Genomic DNA, 22436 nt, shown 5'->3' on the forward strand with positions numbered 1-22436 from the left:
CCCACACGAGGGGAAGTTGCATGCGATTTCGGGTTCTCGGGCCGATGGGCGTCGACGGCGCTCAGGGCCCGGTCGTCATTGCGGCTCAAAGGCAGCAGATCATTCTGATGATGATGCTGGTCGAGGCCAACCGGCCCGTTCCCGTCGACCGTCTCATCGAAGCGGTGTGGGACGATTCGCCACCGGCCACCGCAAAAGGACAGGTTCAGATCTGCGTTTCCATTCTGCGCAGAATGCTGTCCGAGGCGGGTTTGCCTGATTTCATAACAACCGCGCCCTCCGGTTACCTTTCCCGGATTCCCGAAGGCGAACTCGATCTACAGGTCTTCGATGAACTGACCCGAAACGCCCGGAAAGCCTCCGGTGAGGGCCGCTATCCCGAGGCCGAGGAGGACTACCGCACCGCGCTGGGCCTCTGGCAGGGCAACAACCTCACCACCGGCAACAGCCGCGTCCTCCAGGCCGTCGAGGTCCGGCTCCTCGAACAACGCGTCGCGGTCATCGAGGAATGGGCCGACGTGCGGCTGCGCCTGGGCCTCCACGACGAACTCATCGGCGAACTCACCGAGCTCGTCGCGCAGCGGCCGCTGCGCGAGCGCCTCCGCGCCAAGCTCATGCTCGCCCTTTACCGCTCCGGCCGCCAGGCCGAGGCCCTGGAGGTCTACCGCGAGGGCCGGCAGCTCCTCGTCGAGGAGCTCGGCATCGAACCCGGCGACGAACTGCGGCGCCTGGAGAAGGCCATCCTCTCCGGCGCGTCCGAACTCGACGTCTCCGCCCCGCAGTCCTCGCCTTCCCCGGTACAGGCGATGCCCGCGGTGGCCACGGTCCCCAAACTCCTGCCCGGCGACGTCAGCGACTTCACCGGCCAGGTCGAACTCGTCCAGCAGCTCTCCCGGCACCTGCTGCCCGACCCCGAGACCGGTCCGCCCTCGGGCGTCCCCACCGTGACCGTCAGCGGCAAGGCCGGCGTCGGCAAGACCACCCTCGCCGTCCACCTCGGACACGAACTCGCCGACGACTTCCCCGACGGGCAGCTGTTCGTCAAGCTCAACGGTCTGTCCTCCCAGCCGGTCACCCCCGCACAGGCGCTGGAGCGCTTCCTGCGAGCCCTCGGCGTGCCCGGAAACTCCATGCCCGCGGGGATGGAGGAGCGTGCGGAGATGTACCGGCAGCGCGTCGCCGACCGTCGCGTGCTGGTCATCCTCGACGACGCCGCCACCGAGGAGCAGGTCCGTTGGCTCCTGCCCGGCAGTCCGAGCTGCTCGGTGATCGTGACCAGCCGCTTTCGGCTCACGGGCCTCTCGGGGGCCGTGCCGGTCGAGGTGGAGGTGCTCGACAGCGAGCACGCGATGAAGATGTTCGTCAAGATCGTCGGTTCGGCGCGGGTGTACGCCGAACTCAGCAAGTCCCTCGAACTCATCGCCCTGTGCGGCGGGCTGCCGATCGCGCTGCGGATCGCCGCCGCACGGCTGGCCGCCCGTCCCCATTGGACGGTCGAGCAGTTCGTCGACCGCCTGGTCAACGAGAGCCGCCGCCTCGACGAGCTCGTCCACGGCGGGCTCGGCGTGCGCGCCCACCTCGAACTGACCGCCGAGGTGCTGACCGAGCCGGCCCGGACCCTGTTCCGCCGCCTCGGGATGCTGGAGACCGGCGACTTCCCCGGCTGGGTCGCCGCGCCGCTGCTCGGCATCGAGGCTCCCGACGCCGAGGAGGTCCTCGAGGAGCTCATCGACGCCCAGTTCGTCGACGTCGAGCGGGTAGGCCAGGGCCGCCGGGTCCGCTTCCGGCTCCACGACCTGATCCGCGCCTATTCTCGCGAACTCCTCGCGCGCGACGAGTCGCCGGGTTCGCGCATGGAGGCGCTGACCCGCACGCTGGGCTCCTGGCTGTTCCTCACCGAGGAGGCCCACCGCCGCGAGTACGGCGGCGACCACACCCTGATCCACGGCGACGGCGCGCGCTGGAAACTGCCCGACCGGGTGGTCAACCGCGAACTCGTCGACCCGATCGACTGGTACGAGAGCGAGCGCTACGGGATCATCGCCGCCGTCCGCCAGGCCGCCGGCTGCGGCCTCGACGAACTCTGCTGGGACCTCGCGCTGACCGCGGTCACGCTGTTCGAGGCCCGCAGTTACTTCGACGACTGGCGCACCACGCACGAGATCGCCCTGGCCGAGGCCCAGCGGGCGGGGAACCGCCGGGGCGAGGCGGCGATGCTGCACTCGCTGGGCACGCTGCGCCTGTTCGAGCAGCGCTTCGACGACGCCGGTCCGCGGCTGGAGCAGGCCGAGCGGATGTTCGCCGAGATCGGCGACACCCACGGCCACGCGCTCGTGCTGCGCAATCTGGCGTTCCTCGACCGCATCCAGGGTCGCCTCGACGCCGCCGAGGCGCGCTGCTCGCAGGCCCTCTCCGAACTGCGCGTCGTCGGCGACCAGATCGGCGAGGTGCACGCGCTGAGCAGCCTCGCCCAGATCCACATCGACCGCGGATCCTGGGGCACCGCCGAGGAGAAGCTCACCGCCGCGGTCGCGCTGCTCGACGAGACCGACAACCGCCGTGTCCGTGCGCAGGTCCTCTGCCGTCTGGGGGACGTCCACCTGGCCCGCGCCGACCACGCGGCGGCGGAGGCGACCTTCCAGCAGGTGATCGCCGCCGTGCGCTCCTACGGCGACCAGGTGGGCGAGGTCTACGCCTTGCACGGACTCGGCACCGCCGTCTCCCGCCAAGGGCGCGGAACCGAGGCCGAGGACCATCTGCTCAAGGCACAGGCACAGGCGGCCTACCTCGGCCACCGGCTCATGGGGGCCCGCATCGGGCTCACCTTGGGGGAGCTGTTCCTCGACGTCAAGGCCTGGGATCGCGCCCTCGACGCGCTGACCCGGGCCTTGCAGACCTTCGGCGACCTCGACATGCTCCGCTGGCGATGCACGACCCTGCGAGCCATCGGCGACGCCTACGCCGGACTCGAGCAGTCCGACGCCGCCCGCATGGCCTGGCGAGAGGCGCTGGCCCTCGCCGGCGAACTGGAGCCGGCGGTGGCCGAGAAGCTCACCGCCGAACTCGGTGCGCGCCTGGTCGGCTGACGCTCACCCTTCGAGTACGCCCGAGAGGGCTTCGAGCGCGCGGTCGACGTCGCCGGCCGACACCCCCGAGTGCGTCACCGCGCGAACCCGGCCGTGGCCCAGCTCGCTGAGCCGCACACCGGCCTCGTTGGCCGCCGCGATGAATCCCTGCCAGGTGTAGCGCTCGTCCAGGACGTCGAACAGGATGATGTTCGTCGAGACCGGATGGACCTTGAGGCCCGGCAGCGAGGCCAGTCCCTCGGCGAGGCGGCGGGCGTTGGCGTGGTCGGCCGACAGCCGCTCGGGGAACTCGTCGAGGGCCACGAGGCCGGCCGCGGCGATGATCCCGGCCTGCCGCATGCCCCCGCCGAGCATCTTGCGGATGCGGCGGATCCGGCCGACGACCTCCGCCGAGCCGACGACCATCGACCCGATCGGCGCGGCCAGCCCTTTCGAGAGGCAGAACTGGACGGTGTCGGCGGCCTCGGCCACGTCGGCGACCGGCACTCCGAGGGCGACGGCGGCGTTGAAGACGCGCGCGCCGTCGAGATGGAAGGCGACGCCGTGCACGGCGGCGAACCGGCCCACCTCGGTGAGGTAGTCGAGCGGCAGAACCGCGCCACCGCACCGGTTGTGGGTGTTCTCCAGGCACAGCAGCGCCGGTGGCGCGAACTGCGGGTCGTCCGGGTCGTCGTCGAAGGGCCGCGCCAGGTCGGTCAGGTCGACGCGACCGTCGGCCTGCGTCGGCAGGGGCGCGTAGACCGCGCCGCCGCACACCGAGGCGCCGCCCGCCTCGTAGCAGTAGATGTCCGACTCGTCACCGACCATGACCCGGCCGCCGCGCGGCGTCTGGGCCATGATGGCGGCGAGATTGGCCATCGTCCCGCTGGGCATCAGGCACCCCGCCTCTTTGCCGAGGGTCACCGCCGAGCGCTCTTCGAGGGTCCGGACGGTCGGGTCCTCTCCGTAGACGTCGTCGCCCAGGGGTGCCGACACCATCGCGTGCAGCATGGCGGGGGTCGGCAGCGTGAAGGTGTCGCTGCGCAGTTCGATCACGTCGACCGGTCTCCTTGTTCGATGTGGACGGCGATCGCGGCTTTCGCGAGGCCGAGGGACTCGCCGACGGCCCGGGGGTCGCGACCGGCGGCGATGACATGCCCGAGCCGGTGGTAGGCGTCGCGGGCTGGGTGCACCCGGGAGCCCGGTTCGGTGGTGAGGGTGACCCGTTCGACGCCGGGGACGGCGCGGGCCTCGGCGGCGCCGCTCACCGAGGTGAGGACGCCGTCGCCGGGGGAGAGCAGGAAGGCGATGCCGGCGTGCCCGGCGCGGGTCGGGTCCAGCCGTACCGGCAGGCCGGCGGCCGCCCGCAGCTGCTGTTCGAGCAGGTCGACGCCGGTGGCCAGGCGGACCAGTTCGGGGATCATGCCGCCGGCGGCGCGGGCGTTGATCTCGATGAGCACCGGCCCGCGCTCGGTCAGCCGCACCTCGGTATGGGTGGCGCCCAGGCCGATGCCCAGTACCGCGACGGCTTCGCGCACCGCCGAGACGATCGCGGCCGCGTCCGGCCCGTCGAGCGAGGCGGGGAACACGTGCCCCGCCTCGACGAACCAGGGCTCGCCCACCACGGTCTTCTCGGTGATCCCGACGCAGGATGTGACCCCGGCGTGCCCGAACAACTCGACGCTGAACTCCCGACCGTCGACGTACTCCTCGAAGAGCACCAGGCCCGCCGACGGCTGATCGCGGACGTTGCGCGTCACCGCGAGCAGCGCGGCCGCCTGTGTCCGGGCCTCGTCCAGGGTGGAGCACAGGCGGACGCCGGAGGAGCCGGACTCGTCGACGGGCTTGACCACGCAGGGCAGCCCGACCTCGGCGACCGCGCCGGCGACCTCACCGGCCGCCGACGCCACCGCCCACCTCGGCTGCCCGATGCCCGCGCCGGACAGCGCGGCCCGCACCGCCGCCTTGTCGCGGCACCTCCGCGCGGCACCGGGCGGGTTGCCGGGAACGCCGAACTTGGCCGCCAGTTCGGCCGCGGCGGGCAGATAGTACTCACTGGTGGTGGTGATGCCGGCGAGCTCGGTCGCGTCGAGACGGTCGGCGATCTCACCGGTGTCGTTGGTGTCGCAGACGATCACCTCGGCATCCACATCGGACAGACCCCGGTAGCGGCCGGGCCGGCCGGTGACCAGCACCGGCCGCAGTCCGAGGTCGCGGGACTTCGCCAGCGCGAGCATCCCGGTCCCGGTCGTGTTCGACTCAACGAACACCAGCGATGACCGCATCGGCCGCCTCCGTCCGCTCACCGGGATCGGCGCACGACCACCGCGAGACCTGCGTCCCGTAGGCGACCCGCTCCGGCTGCGAGGCCAGCGGCAGCTCGCCGAGGCCCTTGGCCGCGCGGTAGGCGGAGTCGTAGACGGTGTCGACGTAGCGGTCCCCGCGATCGGGGAAGACGCCGACGATCCGGGTGCCGGGCGCGGCGCGGCCGGCGAGGTACCGCAGCACCGTGTAGACCGAGCCGCTGGTGTTCCCGGCGAAGATCTTCTGCTCCCGGGCGAGGTCGGCCGCCCCGGCGAAGGCCTCCCGGTCGTTGAGCCAGTGCACCTCGTCGAGCAGCGCGTGGTCGAGGTTGTCGGGAAGCAGGCTGTTGCCCAGCCCGCTCTGCAGGCGCCCGGGCCGGTCCGGCTGTCCGAACAGGACACTGCCGACGCAGTCGACGGCCACCGAGCGCACGCCCGGGGAGAGCAGCCGCATCGCGCGCGTCGTCCCGCACAGCGAACCGCCGCTGCCGACCGCGCCCACCAGCACGTCGACGTCACCGAGCTCGCGACTCAGCTCGGCGGCGAGACCGGCGTAGGCGGCCGGGTTCTGCGGATTGGAGTACTGGCGGGGCCAGAACGCGCCGGGCAACGTGGCCATCAGCTCGGCGAGCCGTTCGAGACGGGCGCTCTGCCAGCCGCCGCCGGTCATCGCCTCGACGACGTGGACCTCGCAACCCATCGCCGTCAGCTTCGCCAGGGTGATCGGGTCGATGCGGGGATCGGTGACTATGTGCACCGGATGCCCCAGATAGGTTCCGACGAGCGCGACGCCGAGAGCCATCGTGCCCGACGAGCTCTCCACGATCGGTGCGCCGGGCGTCAGCTCGCCCGATTCGAGGGCGCTGAGGATGATGTGCCGGGCCACCCGGTCCTTCATCGCGAAGGGGTTGGCCAACTCCAGTTTCGCGTAGGCCGCGACGCCCGGCGCGGCGTCGAGCCGCAACCGGACCAGCGGTGTGCCGCCGATGGCGGCGATCAAATCGTTGAAGAGCACGGTTCCCTTCCCTTCGGTCAGCCTTCGGAGTGGTAGACGGCCACGCGGGAGGTGAGCCGGCGGCAGCGTTCCAGCGCCTCGGTGACCTTCTCGACGTGGTGGGGGTCGTCGTCGGGGACCAGGAGCCCCACGGTGGTCCCGCTGTGGGCGACCGAGACGCCGATCCCGCCGGTCTCCCGGCAGATCGCGATCATCTCGGGCAGGGTGCGCTTCGGCCGCAGCTTCTGGTTGAGCAGCGCGCTCTCGGTGGCCACGGCCCCGATCAGCGGCAGGTCGCCGGCCCGGATCGCCGTGCCCGCCATCGCCAGCAGCCGCGCGAAGCGGCGCCGTTCGGCGCGCGTGTAGGGCTTGGCGAGCTTGTTGAACGCCACGGTGTCGACCTCGCCGCCCTCGTCGACGGCGATGATCGTGATCGGCGGCAGCGGACCGAAGACCTCCCGCAGCCGAACCTCGCGGTGGTAGAAGGCGACCGCGCCGGGATACATGACCCCGTCGGTCGGCTCGATCTCGCGGAGCATGCCCGCGATCTCCTCGGGCGTGTAAGGCGTGCCGAGAGCGGTGCCGAGAGCGCGCGCGGTGGCCACCAGGTCCGCCGACGAACTCGCGAATCCCTTGCCCACGGGCAGATCCCCGTCGAGGCGCAGCCGTCCTCCGTAGGGCAGACCGGTCTCGGCGAGCGCCTTGGTGACCAGGCCCAGCGACTTGAGCCGGTTCGCCGGTTCCACGTCGAAGCCGGCGAGCCCGGGGTCGAGGGTCAGCGTCGCGACGGCCCGGCGGGTTATCGGCAGGGTGACCAGGAAGTCGCGGCCGTCGGGCAGGGCCCCTTGGAGGAGTTCGCCGAAGGTTCCGCCGGCCGACGCGGTGACGGTGGCCGCGGCGAGCGGGGCGGCGGCGCGGACCCGTGTCGCCGCGGGGCGGGTCATGCCGGGCCTCCCGCCGCGCGCCGCACACCGAGCAGGGCGTCCACCCGGTCGACGGCCGCGCTCACCGTCGCCGAGCGCGCCCGCCACGCCCCGCGCAGCAGCGCCTCCCGCCGGGTCAGTTCGGACAGCAGCTCGCTGACCGCGGCCGGCGCGGTCGACCCCGGGGTGACCTTCACCGACAGTCCGTTCCCGCCGAAGGCCTTGGCGAGCGCCGCGGCGGGGTCGGCGAGTGTGACGCCTTCGGCGGCGGCGACCTCGGCCAGCAGGCCGGGCCCGACGTCGGGCGGCGCGAGCCCCCGCTCCAGCGCCGCCGTCACACAGCGCCCGGCCAGCACTTGCGCCCGGCGCCACGGCACCCCCTCGTGGAGAGTGAGGTGGTTGGCGAGGGTGAATCCGCCGAGGAACTCCCCGGCGCAGGCCGCGCGGGCGCGTTCGGCGTCGATGGACAGCCCGGACAGGACCGCGTCGAGCAGCCGCAGGACCGACCCGAGCGTGCCGAACATGCCGAGCAGCCCGGCGGTGCTCTCCTTGGAGACCTCCACCATGTTCGTGAACGGCGTCGATCGCTGCGCCAGTGCCACGTCGAGGTAGGCCGACGACAGGTGCGCCGTGCGGCCCCGGATCCGTTCCAGGACGGGGTAGTTGCGCTTCTGCGGCATCGCCGAGGAGATGCCGGACAGCTCGTCGGGCAGGACCAGCCAGCCCTGGTCGCCGCCGCCCCAGGCCATCAGGTCGGTCGCGAAGCGGCTGAGGGTCACGCCGAGCACCGAGATGTCGGAGGCCAGCAGCAGCGCCCAGGAACGGGAGGCGACCGAGACCAGGGCGTGCGGCTGCGGGGCGGCGAAACCGCCGAGACGGGCCATCCGCTCGCGGTCGAAGTCGAGTTCCTGCCCGGTCATCGCGCCGGCGCCCAGCGGGCAGCGGTCGACGTGGTCGTAGGTGCCGAGCAGCCGCTCCACCGAGGCGAGGAGCTGGTCGGCGAGTGCCGCCAGGTGGAATCCCGGCGACATCACCTGCGCGGCCTGCATCTGCGTGTAGCCCGGCATGGGCAGGTCGGTCAGTCTCGCGGCGGTGCCGACGGCCGCCCGGGCGGTGTCCAGCAGACGCCCGGCGGCCTCGGCGGCCCAGCCGCGCGCGGCCATGAGCTGTGCGGTCGCCTGGAGGTCGTTGCGGCTGCGGTCGACGTGCCACGCCGGAACGGGACCGGGAAGGTTCTCCTCGACGTGGCGCTCGATCGCGAAGGCCGGATCGGACATGTTGCCGTCCGGGTCGGGTTCGAGCACGCCTTCGGCCAGCCCGCTCAGCAGTTTCGCGATGGAGCGGGCGTCCTCGGCGGACACGAGGCCGAGACGGCGGTACTCGCAGAGCAGGATCTTCTCGATCAGCGCGTACCAGCCGAGCAGGTGCGCGCTCTCGTAGCGAAACTGCGGCGCGAGGACCTCGTCGTGCAGCAGCCGGGCGGGTCCGGAGCCGATCCGCCCGCTGAGCGCCGTCGCGGCGCCCGCCACCGGTGTTCCGTTCATGTCGTCACCTCGCGTTGTGGTGGATGGGGCGCGCCGCAGCCCCCGGCGCGCCCGTTCATCGGGCACCGGCCCGTCGCCGGGCGCGGGGGACCAGCGCGGGCACGGCGGTGCCCGTCGCGATCAGCGCGTCCACGCGTGCCGCCAGGTCGGCCAGGCGCGTCGCCTGGTACACCGCCGGCAGCGGCAGGCTCACGCCGAAGCGGTCGCGGACCCGGTTGGTCATCCGGGTCGCGTGCATGGAGTTGCCGCCGACGACGAGGAAGTCGTCGTGGCGCCCCACCCTGGGCAGCGTGAGCACCTCGGCCCAGATCTCGGCCAGGCGCCGTTCGGTGGCCGTCTCCGGGGCCAGGTACTCCTCTTCGAGGAGCGCGGGCGGGCGCAGCCCTTTCCGGTCGAGCTTCCCGGTGCGGCTCAGCGGAAGCCGGTCGAGCCAGGTGTAGACCGGGGGGACCATCGCCGCCGGCAGCGTCTCCCCGAGGAACGCCCGCAGTTCGGCCGGCTCGGGCCGCTCGGCCCCGCCGACCAGGTAGCCGACCAGCCGGTGCCCGCCCGGGCAGTCCCGGTCCACCGCCACCGCCGCTTCGACGATCGCGGGGTGGCGCGCCAGCGCCCGCTCGATCTCGCCCAGCTCGATGCGGTGGCCGCGCAGCTTGATCTGGTCGTCGTCGCGGCCGACGAAGTCGAGCACGCCGTCGGCCCGGGGCCGCACGGTGTCGCCGCTGCGGTAGAGCCGCGAACCGGGCTCGCCGAAGGGATCGGGCACGAAGCGCTCGGCGGTCAGCCGGGGCAGGCCGAGGTAGCCGTGCGCCACAGCCGGGCCGCCGACCAGCAACTCGCCGCTCTCGCCGGGCGCGACCTCCTCGCCGTCGGCACCGAGGACGTGGACCCGCCGGTCGCCGACCGCGCGGCCGATCGGGATCGCGGGCACCAGGTCGGCGGCGGTGAGCGGGTGGACCGTGGTGAACACCGTGCACTCGGAGGGCCCGTAACAGGCGACGACCCGCACGTCCGGCGCGCCTTCGAGGACCTTCGCCATGTGCGTCGGAGAGATGACCTCACCGCCGGTGAGCAGGAAGCGCAGGCCCGCGAAGTGCTCCGGGCCGGCGTTGACCACGGTGTTGAACGCCTGCGTGGTCATGAACAGCAGGGTCACCCCCGCCTCGGTGGCGGCATTCGCGGTCGCGACCGGGTCGGAGGCCGGTCCTGTGTGGACGACGACCTTGCCACCGGTCAGCAGCGCGGGGTAGATGTCGAGGACGTGGCCGTCCCACGACAACGGGCAGTGGTGCAGGGCCACCGAACCGGGACCCCAGTGCGCGTAGTCGGCGGGCTCGAAGAACCCGACGACGCTGCGATGCGGCACGACCGAGCCTTTCGGGCGGCCGGTCGAACCCGAGGTGTACGGGATGTACATGACGTCGTCGGGATGGACTCGCACGCCCGGGTCGTGCACCGGCCGCGCGTCGATCGCGGCCGCCTCCCCGGCCAGGGACAGCACCGGCGCCGAGGGGTCGTCCCAGTCCAGGCCGGTTCCGGTCACGACCACGCGCGGCGAGCACTCGCCGACGATGTGCCGCAGCCGTTCCAGTGGAACGTCGGCCTCCAGGGGAACGTAGGCGGCGCCCGTGCGCAGCACGGCGAGCATCGCGAGCACGCAGTCGAGGGAGCGGCGCAGCCGCAGGCCGACCCGGTCGCCGGGCACGACGCCGGCGGCGATGAGGTGGTGGGCCAGGCGGTTGACCCGGCGGTCGAGTTCGGCGTAGGTGAGCTCGCGCGCCCCCTCGGAGAGGGCGATCGCGTCGGGCGTCCGGCGGACCTGGCGGGCGAAGCGCTCCGGGACACTTGTCGGGGTCATTGAACTATTCCGTCCTCGCTGGGGCCGGCCGCGCCGGCCGGTCAGAGATTTGCCGCCGTGGAGGCCAGCACGTCGGCGCCCGCCATCAGGTGGACGTCGTCGGTGTGCTCCTCGGGGGAGTGGCTGAGTCCGTTGGCGCTGGGCACGAAGATCATTCCGATGGGCGCGACGGCGCCGATGATCTGCGCGTCGTGGCCCGCGCCGCTCGACAGGGTCATCGTCGGCAGGTCGAGGCGTTCGGCGGTCGCCTCGATCGCCGCCGACAGCAGCGGATCGGTGTGCACCGGGGACGAGCGCATCGTCACCTCGACCGAGACCTCGGTGCCGGTGGCGCGCCCGATCTCGCCGGCCGCGCCGGTCAGCGCCGCCTCGGCTTTGGCGAGCTGCTCGGGCCTGGTGTCGCGGATCTCGACGGACAGGTGGCAGCGGCCGGGCACGACGTTGGTCAGCCCGGGCTCGACGTCGAGCAGCCCGACGGTGCTCACCGAGCACAGGCGCCGCTGCTTGGAGACGTCCTCGACGGCCAGCACGATCTGCGCGGCGGCGACCAGGGCGTCGCTGCGGCAGTCCATCGGGGTCGTGCCGGCGTGGTTCTGTTGTCCGTCGACGGTGAACTCGAAGATGGTGCGGCCGACGATCGCGTCGACCACTCCGATGGGGAACCCTCGTCGTTCGAGGATCGGGCCCTGCTCGATGTGCAGCTCCAGGTAGGCCCCGATGGAACCGGCGGGCCAGGCGGCGCGGTGGATGCTGTCGAGGTCGCCGCCGGCTCGCGCGAGGGGCCCCCGGATCGAGTTCCCCGCCCGGTCGACGGCCTGCTCGGCGTCGGCGAGCACGCCCGCCACGGCCATCGAGCCCCAGAAGGGTTGCGGGAAAAGCGCCCCCTCCTCGTTGGTGAAGGCGATCATGACCGGCTCGAAGCGCGTCCGGACGTCCTGTTCGGCGAAGGAGCGCAGGGTCTCCAGCGCGGCGACCACGCCGTAGGCGCCGTCGTACTTCCCGCCGTTGGTGACGCTGTCGAGATGCGAGCCCATCAGCAAGACCGGGCGCCCGGAGGGCTCGGCCGCCATGCGGACGATGAGGTTTCCCGCCTCGTCGACGCGCGGATACAGTCCGGCGGAGCGGGCGATCCCGGCGAGGTAGTCGCGCGCGGCGTCGTCGGCGAGGCTGAAAGCCTCCCGCGACACGCCGCCCTGTGCGTCAGCGCCGAACTCGGCGAGGCCGGCCAGAGTCTCCAGCAGGCGCAGCCCGTCGACGCGGACGGCGGCCTCTCGCGGATGCGGTGACGCCGACCGCACAGACGTGTTGAGCATGGTGTCACCTCACCGTCGCGACGGGGGCGGTCACCAGTTCGACGGCCTTGACGGGGTCGTCCATCACCTGGAAGAGGTCGCCGGGCAGCGGATCGGCGTAGCCGCCCCGGACCAGCCCGTCGAGAACCTCGGCCAGACCGACCCACTCGCCCTCGACCTGGACCAGTGCCATGGGCTTGCGGTGCTGTTCGAGGTAGGTCAGCGAGATGACGTCGAGGATCTCGTCGACGGTGCCGTAGCCGCCGGGCAGCGCGAGGAAAGCGTCGGCCTCGGCGAGCATCACCGCCTTGCGCTCGTCCATCGACTCGGTCAGCCGCACCGTCTGCGGCGGGGCGGCGATGTTGCGCTCCTTCTCGTGCAGGAATCCGGGGAGCACGCCGAGGATGCCCGCGCCGTGCTCGTAGGCCGACCAGGCGAGCTCGCCCATCAGCCCCGAACCGCCGCCGCCGTAGATGAGCCGGTGGCCGCCGCGGCCGAGGAGTTCACCGACGCGCCGGGCGACGGCGGCGGCCGCGGGTGTGCCCGGGCGGGCGCCGCAGAACACGGCGACGGATGTTCCGGTCGGTCGACGCGGTGAGGCGTGCGTGGACGCCGTCAGGGTCGTCATGTGAGTCCTTCCGAAAGAAACGAGGGGGCCGCCCGGGTCCCGGGCGAGTACCGGCGAGTCCACCAACGCCGGCTATTAGCCGCCTATCGCGGGGCAATCGGCGAAAGCCCTCGTCAGGCACGCCGTGGATCTCTATCTCCGCGCTATCGCCGGCCTGTCTCCGCGCGCCTTCGCGGGGCTTAGCGAGATGGAAGGGGCACGACAGCAGGGGGCCACATTCTTCAACTCAGCCGGAACGAACCGGCCCGATATAAAGGATGTGGACCATGTCGAAGCCCGCGAACTCCAACCTCGGCTGCACCCCCCTCGAGCCCTGCGACGACCCGCACTGCGACGAGACGATCTGGGGCTGAGGACATGTCGCTGACCGCGTTCAACGACATGCCGGCCGAGGAGTGCGCGACCGCGCTCCAGGCGTGCTGCGGATCGCCCCGGTGGGCGAGGGCACTGGCGGACGGGCGGCCCTACCGCTCGGTCCGGGCCCTCGCGGACCGTTCGGCGGACGAGCTGGCGGCGTTGACCGGTGCCGAGATCTGGGCCCTCGCCGACGGCCATCCCCGCATCGGGGAGCGGCCTCGCGGGACCGGCCGGCACGAGGCGTGGTCGCGACGAGAGCAAGCGGGTGTGGCCACCGCGGACGAAGAACTGGCCGAAGAACTGGCCTCGGGCAACAGGGACTACGAGCACCGCTTCGGGCACGTGTTCCTCATCCGGGCCGCCGGCCGCACCGGAACGGAGGTCCTCGCGGCACTCCGCGCCCGTCTCGGGCACGGCGAAGCGCGAGAACTGGCCGTGGTGCGGGCCGAATTGACCGACATCACCCGAGGCCGCCTGGAAGGACTGATCGGATCATGACCATCTCGACCCACGTACTCGACTCCACCCGCGGGCGCCCGGTCTCCGGGATGCTGGTCCTGCTCGACTACCAGGACAAGGGCGACTGGAAGCAGGTCGCCAGCGCCCGAACCGACGCCGACGGACGCATCCGCGACTGGGGCTCGTCCATCAACGGTGCCGGTCTCTTCCGGCTCGCGTTCCATACGGGCGTCTACTTCGGAGCCCTCGGCGTGCACACCATCTATCCCGAGATCGCCGTGTCGGTGCTGGTCACCGAGCCCACCGCGAAGCTGCACGTTCCCCTCCTGCTGAGCCCCTTCGCCTACTCCACCTACCAGGGAAGTTGATCTTGACATGAGCGACAGCCTCCTGCAGAGCCACCGCTACGGGAAACGGGCGATCCGCCTGGTCCACGTGGCCCGCGACGGTGAGCGCCACTTCCTGACCGACCTCGACGTCGACATCGCCCTCACCGGCGATCTCGAGTCCACCTATCTGACCGGCGACAACACCGGCGTGCTCACCACCGACGCGCAGAAGAACACCGTCTACGCCTTCGCCAAGCAGTACGGCGTCGAGCGCATCGAGGACTTCGCCCTCCTCCTGGCCCGGCACTTCGTGCGCAGTCAGCCCACCGTGAGCCGCTCCCGCGTCGGCATCTCCCAGCACCGCTGGGACCGGATCACCCCGCAGCACTCCTTCGTCCGCCAGGACGGCGAGCGCCGCACCGTCGCCGTCACCCACGACGCCGACGAGACCTGGGTCGTCGGCGGACTCAGCGGCCTGACCCTGCTCAACTCCACCGGGTCGGAGTTCCGCGGCTTCGTCAAGGACGAGTACACGACTCTGCCCGAGACCACCGACCGCATCATGGCGACCTCCGTCTCGGCGAACTGGCGCTACCGCGAGACCGCCGGCGACTTCGACACCTGGCACGCCGACATCCGCAGGGCACTGGTCACCGGCTTCGCCGAGACCTACAGCCGCTCTCTCCAGCAGACCCTCTACGCCATGGGCGAGAAGGTGCTCAACACCTGCCCCGCCGTGGTCGAGGTGCGACTGTCGCTGCCCAACCAGCACCACATCCCCGTCGACCTCAGCCACTTCGGCCTCGACAACCCCAACGAGGTCTTCGTGGCCACTGACCAGCCCCACGGCCTCATCGAAGGCGCCCTCATGCGAGAAGGCGTCCCCGCGGCCGACCCGGCGTGGTGGTGACCGGCGATGGACGATCTGCGGCCCCGAAGCTGGGGCGAGGCCCTGGCCATGCGGGCCGCCCACCCCGACGCCCTGCCCGTCGCCGGGGGAACCGACCTCATGCCCAGGATGAACCTCGCCGGCCTGCGGCCAACGGCCCTGCTCGATCTCAGCCGCGTTCCGGACCTCGCCGGCTGGGAGGACCGCTCGGCGTGGCTGTGGATCGGCGCGGCGATGACCTACACCGCCATGCTCGCCGAACTCGGGGAGCACGCCCCGGCGCTCGCGGCGGCCTCGCGTGCCGTCGGCTCGCCCCAGATCCGCAATCGCGGCACCATCGGCGGCAACCTCGGCACCGCCTCACCCGCCGGTGACTGCCACCCGGTCCTGCTCGCCACCCGCGCCACCATCGAGGTCGAGTCGCCGCGGGGCCAGCGCCTGATCCCCGCGCGCGAGTTCTATCTCGGTCCGCGCCGCAACGCCCTGGCCCCCGACGAGCTCATCCGCGGCCTCCTCGTCCCGAAGGCGACCGGTCCCCAGCAGTTCTCCAAGGTGGGCGTGCGCAACGCCATGGTCATCGCCGTCAGCTCCTTCGCCGTCGCCCTGCACCGCGACGAGCGGCGCGTCGGCACCGGCATCGGCTCGGCCGGCCCCACACCGCTGGTCGCCGGAGCCGCCGAGCGCTACCTCAACGCCGAACTCACCGCCGGCGACTACTGGGACCGCAAACGCCCGCTCCCGGGGCCGATCACCTCCCGCTTCGCCGAACTCGTCTCCGCCGCCGCCGAACCCATCGACGACCTCCGCGCGACGGCCGGATACCGCAGGCACTCGCTCGGCGTCCTCGCCTCCCGCGCGCTGCGGTGGTGCTGGACGGACTACCTGAAGGGCCACCGATGAACCTCACCGCGACCGTCAACGGCGTGTCCCGGACCGTCGAGGACGTCCGACCCCACGAGAGCCTCCTGCACGTGCTGCGCGAACGGCTCGGCCTCACCGGCGCCAAGAACGCCTGCGAACAGGGCGAATGCGGATCCTGCACCGTCCGCCTCGACGGCGATGCCGTGTGCGCCTGCCTCGTCCCCGCCGGACAGGCCGACGGCGCCGTCGTCGTGACCGTCGAAGGACTCGCCCAGGGCGGCCGGCTCTGCGCCGCACAGGACTGCTTCCTCAAGGCCGGGGGAGTCCAGTGCGGCTTCTGCACACCCGGCCTGCTGATGAGCCTCGACCACCTCCTCGAACGCAACCCCGACCCCTCCGAGGCCGACATCCGCGAAGGGCTCGCCGGGAACCTCTGCCGGTGCACCGGCTACCAGAAGATCGTCGAAGCGGCCGGCATGGCCGCCGAACGACTGCGAGGGCAGTGACATGGCGACACTCATCATCGAAAACTGCGCGATCGCCACGGTCGACCCCGACGGAACCGAGCACACCCTCGGCCACATCGTCGTCGACGGGAACCGGATCGCCGGCGTCGCCGCCGGTCCCGCCCCGCCGCACCCACACGCGCGACGCGTCGACGGGCGCGGCTGCCTGGCCACGCCCGGACTGGTCAACACACACCACCACCTCTACCAGTGGGCCACCCGCGGCCTCGCCCAGGACTCCACCCTCTTCGGCTGGCTCCAGCATCTCTATCCCATGTGGACGCGGCTGGACGAGCAGATCACCCACGACGCCGCCGCCGCCGGACTCGGCTGGCTGGCCATGTCCGGAACCACCACCACCGCCGACCACCACTACCTCTTCCCCGGCGGCGCCGACCTGCTCACGGCCGAGATCGAGGCCGCCCGGACCGTCGGGCTGCGCTTCCACCCCTGCCGCGGATCCATGGACCGCGGCCAGTCGGCGGGCGGCCTCCCGCCCGACGACGCCGTCGAGGACATCGACGCCATCCTCGACGCCACCTTCGAGGCGATCGACCGCCACCACGACCCCTCGCCCGACTCGATGCTCCGCGTCGCCGTCGCGCCCTGCTCGCCCTTCTCGGTCTCCTCCGAACTGCTCGCCCGCTCGGCCGAACTCGCCCGCGCGGGCCGCGTCCGCATGCACACCCACATCGCCGAGACCCTCGACGAGGAGACCTTCTGCCGCGGCGTCCACGGCTGCGGCCCCGTCGAGTACCTGGAACAGGTCGGCTGGCTCGGCGACGACGCCTGGCTCGCCCACGGCGTGCACCTGTCGGAGACCGAGATCAAGCAGCTCGCCCGCGCCGGCACCGCGATCGCCCACTGCCCGAGCTCCAACGGCCGCCTGGGCGCCGGGATCGCGCCTGTGCGCGCCCTCCTCGACGCCGGCGTCCCTGTGGGCCTCGGCGTCGACGGACCCGCCTCCCAGGAGTCCGGCCTCATGGCGGAGGAACTTCGCCAGGCGCTCTACCTCGCCCGCATCGCCGGCGGGCCCGAGGCCCTCAGCGTCCGTGAAGCCCTCGCCCTCGGCACCGTCGGCGGCGCCCGCTGCCTCGGCCGGGAAGCCGAGATCGGCTCCCTGGAGGCCGGAAAACTCGCCGACATCGCCCTGTGGCGCCTCGACGGCCTCGGCCACCGCGGCATCGCCGACCCCGTCGCCGCGCTCGTCCTCGGCCCGCCCGCGCCCGTCGAACTCCTCATCGTCAACGGGCGCCCCGTCATCGACGGCGGCTCCCCGCGCACCTTCGACCCCATCGAACTCGCGCTGCGCGCCGAGACCGCCGCACGCCGTATCGCCGGAGGAATCCGATGACCGGCAACGCCCTTCGCACTCCCGACCTGCCCGCCTTCCACGGCGGAGCCGTCGGCGACTCCGCGCCCCGACCCGACGGCGAACCGAAGGTCACCGGCGAGTACGACTACGCCTCCGACCTCACCGTCCCCGGCATGCTCCACGGCGCCACCGTCCGCAGCCCGCACGCCCGGGCACTGGTCACCCGCGTCGACACCACCGCAGCGCTCGCTCTGCCCGGCGTGCACGCCGTCTTGACCCACGCCGACATCCCCGGCGCCGCCCACTATGGACTCGACGAGGCCGACCAGCCCGTCCTCGCCCAGGGCGAGGTGCGCTACTGGGGCGAGCCGGTCGCGATCGTCGCCGCCGACGACGCCGAGACGGCTCGCGTGGCCGCGTCGCTCGTCGCGGTCGGCTACGAACCGCTCGAAGCCCTCACCGACCCGCGCCGGGCGGCCTTCGACCCCGACGCGCCCAAGGTCGGCCCGCTGGGCAACCTCGTCCGCCACCAGCCCGTCCGCACCGGTGACCCCAACGGGATGCACGCCGAGATCGTCGTCACCGGCGAGTACGAGGTCGGCATGCAGGACCAGGCGCCGCTCGGGCCGGAGGCCTGCCTCGCGCTGCCCACCGAGGGCGGCGTCGAGATACACGCCGCGACCCAGTGGCTGCACGTCGACCGGGCCCAGATCGCGCCGTGCCTCGGTCTTCCCGAGGAGAGCGTGCGCGTGGTCCTCGCCGGAGTCGGCGGCGCGTTCGGCGCCCGCGAGGACCTCTCGGTTCAGGTGCACGCCGCGATGCTCGCGCTGCGCACCGGACGCCCGGTGCGGATGGTCCTCAACCGCGAGGAGTCCTTCACCGGGCACGTCCACCGCCACCCGGCCCGCATGCGCTACGAGCACGGCGCCACCTCGGCCGGAAAACTCGTCTACGTCAAGGCCGAACTGATCCTCGACGGCGGCGCCTACACCTCCTCGACCGGCGCGGTGGTCGGCAACGCCGCCTCCCTCAGCGTCGGCCCCTATGAGGTCCCGCACGTCCAGATCGACGCCTACGGAGTGCGCACCAACAACCCGCCCTGCGGTGCCATGCGCGGTTTCGGCGCCGTCCAGACCTGCTTCGCCTACGAGTCCCAGATGGACCGCATCGCCGAACGCGTCGGCCTCGACCCCGTCGAGGTGCGCGCCATCAACGCCGTCCGCCAGAACTCGCGCATCATCACCGGCCAGGTCATCTCGGCCCCCGCGCCCCTCGCCCAGATGCTCTACCAGGCACGGGAACTGCCCATGCCCGCCGCCGATCGCGACACCGAGCCGCAGAGCCTGCCCGGCGGAGTCGGGAACACCACCCGTGGCGAAGGCCTCGCCAGGGGCGTCGGCTACGCCGTCGGCATCAAGAACATCTGCTTCTCCGAGGGCTTCGACGACTACTCCACCGCGCGCGTCCGCCTGTCCATCGTGGACGGTGAACCCACCGCGCTCGTCCACACCGCCGCCGCCGAGGTCGGACAGGGCGGCATCACCGTCCAGGCCCAGATCGCCCGCACCGAACTCGGCGTCGACCGCGTCCTGCTCGCCCGTCCCGACACCACCGTCGGCTCGGCCGGCTCCACCTCCGCCTCCCGCCAGTCCTACATGACCGGGGGCGCGGTGAAGGCCGCCTGCGAAGCCGTTCGCGAACAGGTCTTCGCCCTCGCCGGCGGCGGCCGCCCGGACGGCGACCTGTCCCTGCAGGGCGGAAAGGTCGTCTCCGTCCGCGACGGCGTCCTGGCCTCCCTCCACGAACTCCTCGGCGACACCGTCCTCGACGAGACCCGCGAGTTCCACCACCGCCCGACCACCCCCATGCACCCCGTCACCGGACAAGGCGACACCCACACCCAGTTCGCGTTCTGCGTGCACCGGGCCGTCGTCGACGTCGACACCGAACTCGGCCTCGTCAAGGTCGTCGAACTCGCCGCCGTCCAGGACGTCGGCCGCATCCTCAACCGGCGCTCCGTCGAAGGCCAGATCCACGGCGGCACGGCGCAGGGCCTCGGCCTCGCCCTCATGGAGGAGATCCAGGTCGCCGGCGGCGCCATCCGCAACGCCGGCTTCACCGACTACCTGATCCCCACCACCCTCGACATGCCCGCGATGCGCCTGGAGATCCTGGAGTACGCCGACCCCGAGGCCCCCTACGGCCTGCGCGGCGCCGGCGAACCACCGACCCTCTCGGCGACACCGGCCGTCATCGCCGCGATCCGCGCCGCCACCGGCCGCCCGGTGACCCGCGTCCCCGTCCGCCCCTGGGACCTGGTGGGTGCGTGATGAGAGACCTCCACGAACACCTGCGCCGGCGGACCGAGCCCTTCGCGCTCGCCACCGTCCTCGACACGCGCGGCAACACGCCCCGGCCGCCGGGCACCGCCATGGCGGTCACCGCCGAGGGCGCCGTGCACGGCGCGGTCTCCGGCGGCTGCGTCGACGCCGAGGTGCACCGACTCTGCCTCGCCGCCCTCGGCGGCGCGCCGCCCCGCCTGCTCGGCTTCGGCTACGTCCCCGACGATCCCTTCGCCATCGGGCTGAGCTGCGACGGCGCCATGGAGGTCTTCGTGCAGCGCGTCGACCCCTCCCGCGACGAGGCCGCGTCGGCGACCCTGGCCGCGCTGACCGCCGGCCGCGCGGTGGCCCTCACGCGGATCGTGCGCGGCCCCGAGCACCTCATCGGCAGGGGCCTCGCCGTCGACGCCGACGGCTCCGCGTCCGGCGAGGGTCCCGCCGACCCGGTCCTCCGGCGCCGCATCATCGTCACCGCGCGGGCCATGCTCGCCGAGGGGAGCACCGGAGCCCGGCTCTTCCCGCGCGCGGGCGACGCCGCCGAGGTCGAGGTCTTCGTCGAGAGCCTGCCGGCCCCGCCCCGGCTGCTGATCTTCGGCGCGGTCGACTTCGCCGCGGCGCTCAGCGAGACGGCCGCACTGCTCGGCTACCGCGTGACCGTCTGCGACGCCAGGCCGCTGTTCACCCGCTCCGAACGCTTCCCCGCCGGGACCGAACTCGTCACCGACTGGCCGCACCGCTATCTCGCGACCACCGAGACCGGCCCGGACACCGTCGTCTGCGACCTCACCCACGACCCCAAGTTCAGCGTCCCGCTGCTCGCCGAGGCACTGCGCCGCCCCCTCGCCTACGTCGGCGCGCTCGGCTCGCGCGGCAGTTCCCGGCGGCGCGCCGAGCTGCTCACCGAGGCGGGCGTCGGTGCGACCGAACTGGCCGCCCTGCACGCCCCCATCGGCCTCGACCTCGGCGGCCGCACCCCGCAGGAGACGGCGCTGTCGATCATGGCCGAGGTCGTCGCCGTCCGCCACGGCCGCACGGGAAGGCAGCTGTCCTCGCTGACCGGCGCACTGCACCGCAAGGGGGCTACGGCATGACCTTCGACCTCGTACTGCGCTCGCGCCGGGCCGTCCTGCCCGCCGGGGAGGCCCCGGCCGCCGTCGGCGTGCGCGCGGGCCGCATCGCCGCGATCGGCGGATACGACGACTTCCTGCCCGCGGCACAGACCGTCGACCTCGCCGATGACGCGCTCCTGCCCGGCCTCGTCGACACCCACGTCCACATCAACGAACCCGGCCGGACCGAATGGGAGGGATTCGCCACGGCCACCGCGTCGGCCGCCGCCGGGGGAGTGACCACGCTGATCGACATGCCCCTCAACTCCCTCCCGCCGACCGTCGACGCCGCCGCTCTCGACGTCAAACGCGCCGCCGCGAGCGGGCACTGCGCGGTCGACACCGGCTTCTGGGGCGGCGCCGTCCCGGGCAACCTGGGCGAACTCGCCGCGCTGCACGAGGCCGGCGCCTTCGGCTTCAAGTGCTTCCTGTCCGACAGCGGCGTCCCCGAGTTCCCCCCGCTCGACCAGGCCGGGCTGCTCGCCGCCGCGCGCGAGATCGCCCGCCTCGGCAGCGTCCTGCTCGTCCACGCCGAGGATCCCGGCGCGCTCACCGCGGCGCCGGACAGTCCCCGTTACCGCGACTTCCTGGCGTCGCGTCCCGCCCGCGCCGAGGTCGACGCCGTCGCGCGCGTCATCGAGGCCGCCGAGAAGACCGGCGCCCGCGTCCACATCCTGCACCTTTCGGCGGCGGGTGCCGCCGACCTCATCGCGGACGCCAAGGCGAGGGGGACGGCCGTCACCGCCGAGACCTGCCCGCACTTCCTCGTCCTCGACGCCGACGAGGTCCCGTCCGGCGCGACCGAGTTCAAGTGCTGCCCGCCCATCCGCGACGCCGGCAACCGCGACCGGCTATGGGCGGCGCTGGCCGACGGGACCATCGACTGCGTCGTCTCCGATCACTCCCCGGCGACCGAGGACCTCAAGCGCACCGGCAGTTTCGCCACCGCCTGGGGCGGCATCTCCTCACTCCAGCTCGGTCTGAGTCTCATGTGGACCGAGGCGCGGCGGCGCGGGTACGGCCTCGCCGAGGTCACCGCGTGGATGTCCACCGCTCCCGCACGCCTCGCCGGACTCGACACGACCGCCGGCAAGGGTTCGATCGCCGTCGGCAACGCCGCCGACCTGGTCCGCTTCGTGCCTGGGGAGACCGTCACCGTCGACCCCCTCCGACTCGCCCACCGCAACCCCGTGACCCCCTACGCCGGACGCGAACTCACCGGCCGGGTCCGCTCGACCTGGCTCGCCGGAGCACTACCCGGCGCCGGCCGGCTTCTCTCCCGTGAACCCGCACGCCACTTGTCCCCGACACCCGAAAGCGGTCGGTCATGACTGTCTCGATAGAGGTCCACGACGCTCACAGCGGCATGCCGGTGGCCCAGCTCCCGGTCCGCTTCGAGCGCCGCGCCGACGACGGGTGGGAGGTCGTCGCCTGCCATCGCACCGACACCGAGGGCCGGGTCGCCAAATGGGAACCCGAGGACGACTGCGCCCTGTCCTACCGCTGCGTGCTCGACACCGACCGGTACTTCACCGGCCTCGGCCTCAACAGCTTCTATCCCGAGATCATCGTCGCCCTGCGCCTCAGCGACCGCGACCCCAGCCTGCGCGTCACCGTCCTGGCCGCCGCGCACGCCTACCTCGTCCAGAACGAGTACGGGTGACC

At 72.6% G+C, this 22436-nt stretch carries 19 protein-coding genes; 11 read left to right on the plus strand and 8 right to left on the minus strand.

The window, feature by feature from the left end; genetic code table 11:
* The first annotated feature begins 20 nt into the window (after nucleotides 1–20).
* Nucleotides 21–3086: a BTAD domain-containing putative transcriptional regulator gene (locus AB0I28_RS02365; protein ID WP_357488875.1), complete on the plus strand. Its 3066-nt coding sequence runs from the start codon at nucleotides 21–23 to the stop codon at nucleotides 3084–3086.
* Nucleotides 3087–3089: 3 nt separating this feature from the next.
* Here AB0I28_RS02365 and AB0I28_RS02370 read toward each other — a convergent pair whose 3' ends face one another.
* Genes AB0I28_RS02370 through AB0I28_RS02405 form a run of 8 tightly spaced genes read right to left on the minus strand, consistent with a single transcriptional unit; the run spans nucleotide 3090 to nucleotide 12604 of the window.
* Nucleotides 3090–4121, minus strand: coding sequence for a GntG family PLP-dependent aldolase (locus tag AB0I28_RS02370; protein WP_357488876.1), 1032 nt, complete (start codon nucleotides 4119–4121; stop codon nucleotides 3090–3092).
* Nucleotides 4118–5350, minus strand: a complete 1233-nt coding sequence (locus AB0I28_RS02375; protein ID WP_357488877.1) for an ATP-grasp domain-containing protein — start codon at nucleotides 5348–5350, stop codon at nucleotides 4118–4120. The genes AB0I28_RS02370 and AB0I28_RS02375 overlap by 4 nt, the downstream gene beginning before the upstream one ends.
* Nucleotides 5325–6383: a cysteine synthase family protein gene (locus AB0I28_RS02380; protein ID WP_357488878.1), complete on the minus strand. Its 1059-nt coding sequence runs from the start codon at nucleotides 6381–6383 to the stop codon at nucleotides 5325–5327. The genes AB0I28_RS02375 and AB0I28_RS02380 overlap by 26 nt, the downstream gene beginning before the upstream one ends.
* Before the next feature lie 17 nt (nucleotides 6384–6400).
* Nucleotides 6401–7306, minus strand: a complete 906-nt coding sequence (locus AB0I28_RS02385; protein WP_357488879.1) for a kinase — start codon at nucleotides 7304–7306, stop codon at nucleotides 6401–6403.
* The gene (locus AB0I28_RS02390; RefSeq protein ID WP_357488880.1) at nucleotides 7303–8829 is read right to left on the minus strand and encodes a lyase family protein; all 1527 of its coding nucleotides are present in this window, start codon (nucleotides 8827–8829) and stop codon (nucleotides 7303–7305) included. Before AB0I28_RS02390 ends, AB0I28_RS02385 begins: the two co-directional genes overlap by 4 nt.
* Before the next feature lie 55 nt (nucleotides 8830–8884).
* Entirely contained in the window at nucleotides 8885–10684 is a 1800-nt protein-coding gene (locus tag AB0I28_RS02395) for a non-ribosomal peptide synthetase (RefSeq protein WP_357488881.1), read from the minus strand.
* Nucleotides 10685–10725: 41 nt separating this feature from the next.
* The gene (locus AB0I28_RS02400; RefSeq protein WP_357488882.1) at nucleotides 10726–11997 is read right to left on the minus strand and encodes a Zn-dependent hydrolase; all 1272 of its coding nucleotides are present in this window, start codon (nucleotides 11995–11997) and stop codon (nucleotides 10726–10728) included.
* 4 nt (nucleotides 11998–12001) lie between these two features.
* Nucleotides 12002–12604 (minus strand): TIGR00730 family Rossman fold protein, encoded by a 603-nt coding sequence (locus tag AB0I28_RS02405; RefSeq protein ID WP_357488883.1) that lies wholly within the window; start codon nucleotides 12602–12604, stop codon nucleotides 12002–12004.
* 357 nt (nucleotides 12605–12961) lie between these two features.
* On the opposite strand from AB0I28_RS02405, the gene uraD reads away from it, so the two are divergent.
* From uraD to AB0I28_RS02455, 10 genes are read left to right on the plus strand one after another with little or no spacing between them, the layout of a single operon-like run.
* Entirely contained in the window at nucleotides 12962–13459 is a 498-nt protein-coding gene (gene uraD / locus AB0I28_RS02410) for a 2-oxo-4-hydroxy-4-carboxy-5-ureidoimidazoline decarboxylase (protein WP_357488884.1), read from the plus strand.
* On the plus strand, nucleotides 13456–13788 hold the full coding sequence (uraH, locus tag AB0I28_RS02415; RefSeq protein WP_357488885.1) for a hydroxyisourate hydrolase: 333 nt from the start codon (nucleotides 13456–13458) through the stop codon (nucleotides 13786–13788). Before uraD ends, uraH begins: the two co-directional genes overlap by 4 nt.
* Before the next feature lie 7 nt (nucleotides 13789–13795).
* The gene (gene pucL / locus AB0I28_RS02420; RefSeq protein ID WP_357488886.1) at nucleotides 13796–14659 is read left to right on the plus strand and encodes a factor-independent urate hydroxylase; all 864 of its coding nucleotides are present in this window, start codon (nucleotides 13796–13798) and stop codon (nucleotides 14657–14659) included.
* A 6-nt stretch (nucleotides 14660–14665) separates the two neighbouring features.
* Complete coding sequence (locus AB0I28_RS02425; protein ID WP_357488887.1) at nucleotides 14666–15538, plus strand: FAD binding domain-containing protein; 873 nt, start codon at nucleotides 14666–14668, stop codon at nucleotides 15536–15538.
* Nucleotides 15535–16005 (plus strand): (2Fe-2S)-binding protein, encoded by a 471-nt coding sequence (locus AB0I28_RS02430; RefSeq protein WP_357488888.1) that lies wholly within the window; start codon nucleotides 15535–15537, stop codon nucleotides 16003–16005. Before AB0I28_RS02425 ends, AB0I28_RS02430 begins: the two co-directional genes overlap by 4 nt.
* A gap of 1 nt (nucleotide 16006) precedes the next feature.
* On the plus strand, nucleotides 16007–17359 hold the full coding sequence (locus AB0I28_RS02435; protein ID WP_357488889.1) for an 8-oxoguanine deaminase: 1353 nt from the start codon (nucleotides 16007–16009) through the stop codon (nucleotides 17357–17359).
* On the plus strand, nucleotides 17356–19650 hold the full coding sequence (pucD, locus tag AB0I28_RS02440) for a xanthine dehydrogenase subunit D (protein ID WP_357488890.1): 2295 nt from the start codon (nucleotides 17356–17358) through the stop codon (nucleotides 19648–19650). The genes AB0I28_RS02435 and pucD overlap by 4 nt, the downstream gene beginning before the upstream one ends.
* Nucleotides 19650–20753: an XdhC family protein gene (locus AB0I28_RS02445; protein WP_357488891.1), complete on the plus strand. Its 1104-nt coding sequence runs from the start codon at nucleotides 19650–19652 to the stop codon at nucleotides 20751–20753. The genes pucD and AB0I28_RS02445 overlap by 1 nt, the downstream gene beginning before the upstream one ends.
* Nucleotides 20750–22102 carry an allantoinase AllB gene (gene allB / locus AB0I28_RS02450; protein WP_357488892.1) on the plus strand — a complete coding sequence of 451 codons (1353 nt, stop codon included), beginning with the start codon at nucleotides 20750–20752 and terminating at the stop codon, nucleotides 22100–22102. The genes AB0I28_RS02445 and allB overlap by 4 nt, the downstream gene beginning before the upstream one ends.
* Nucleotides 22099–22434 carry a hydroxyisourate hydrolase gene (locus tag AB0I28_RS02455; RefSeq protein WP_357488893.1) on the plus strand — a complete coding sequence of 112 codons (336 nt, stop codon included), beginning with the start codon at nucleotides 22099–22101 and terminating at the stop codon, nucleotides 22432–22434. The genes allB and AB0I28_RS02455 overlap by 4 nt, the downstream gene beginning before the upstream one ends.
* The last annotated feature ends 2 nt before the right edge of the window (nucleotides 22435–22436 follow it).

This window comes from Phytomonospora sp. NPDC050363, from assembly GCF_040655735.1.
In the GTDB taxonomy this organism is placed as follows: Bacteria; Actinomycetota; Actinomycetes; order Mycobacteriales; family Micromonosporaceae; genus Phytomonospora.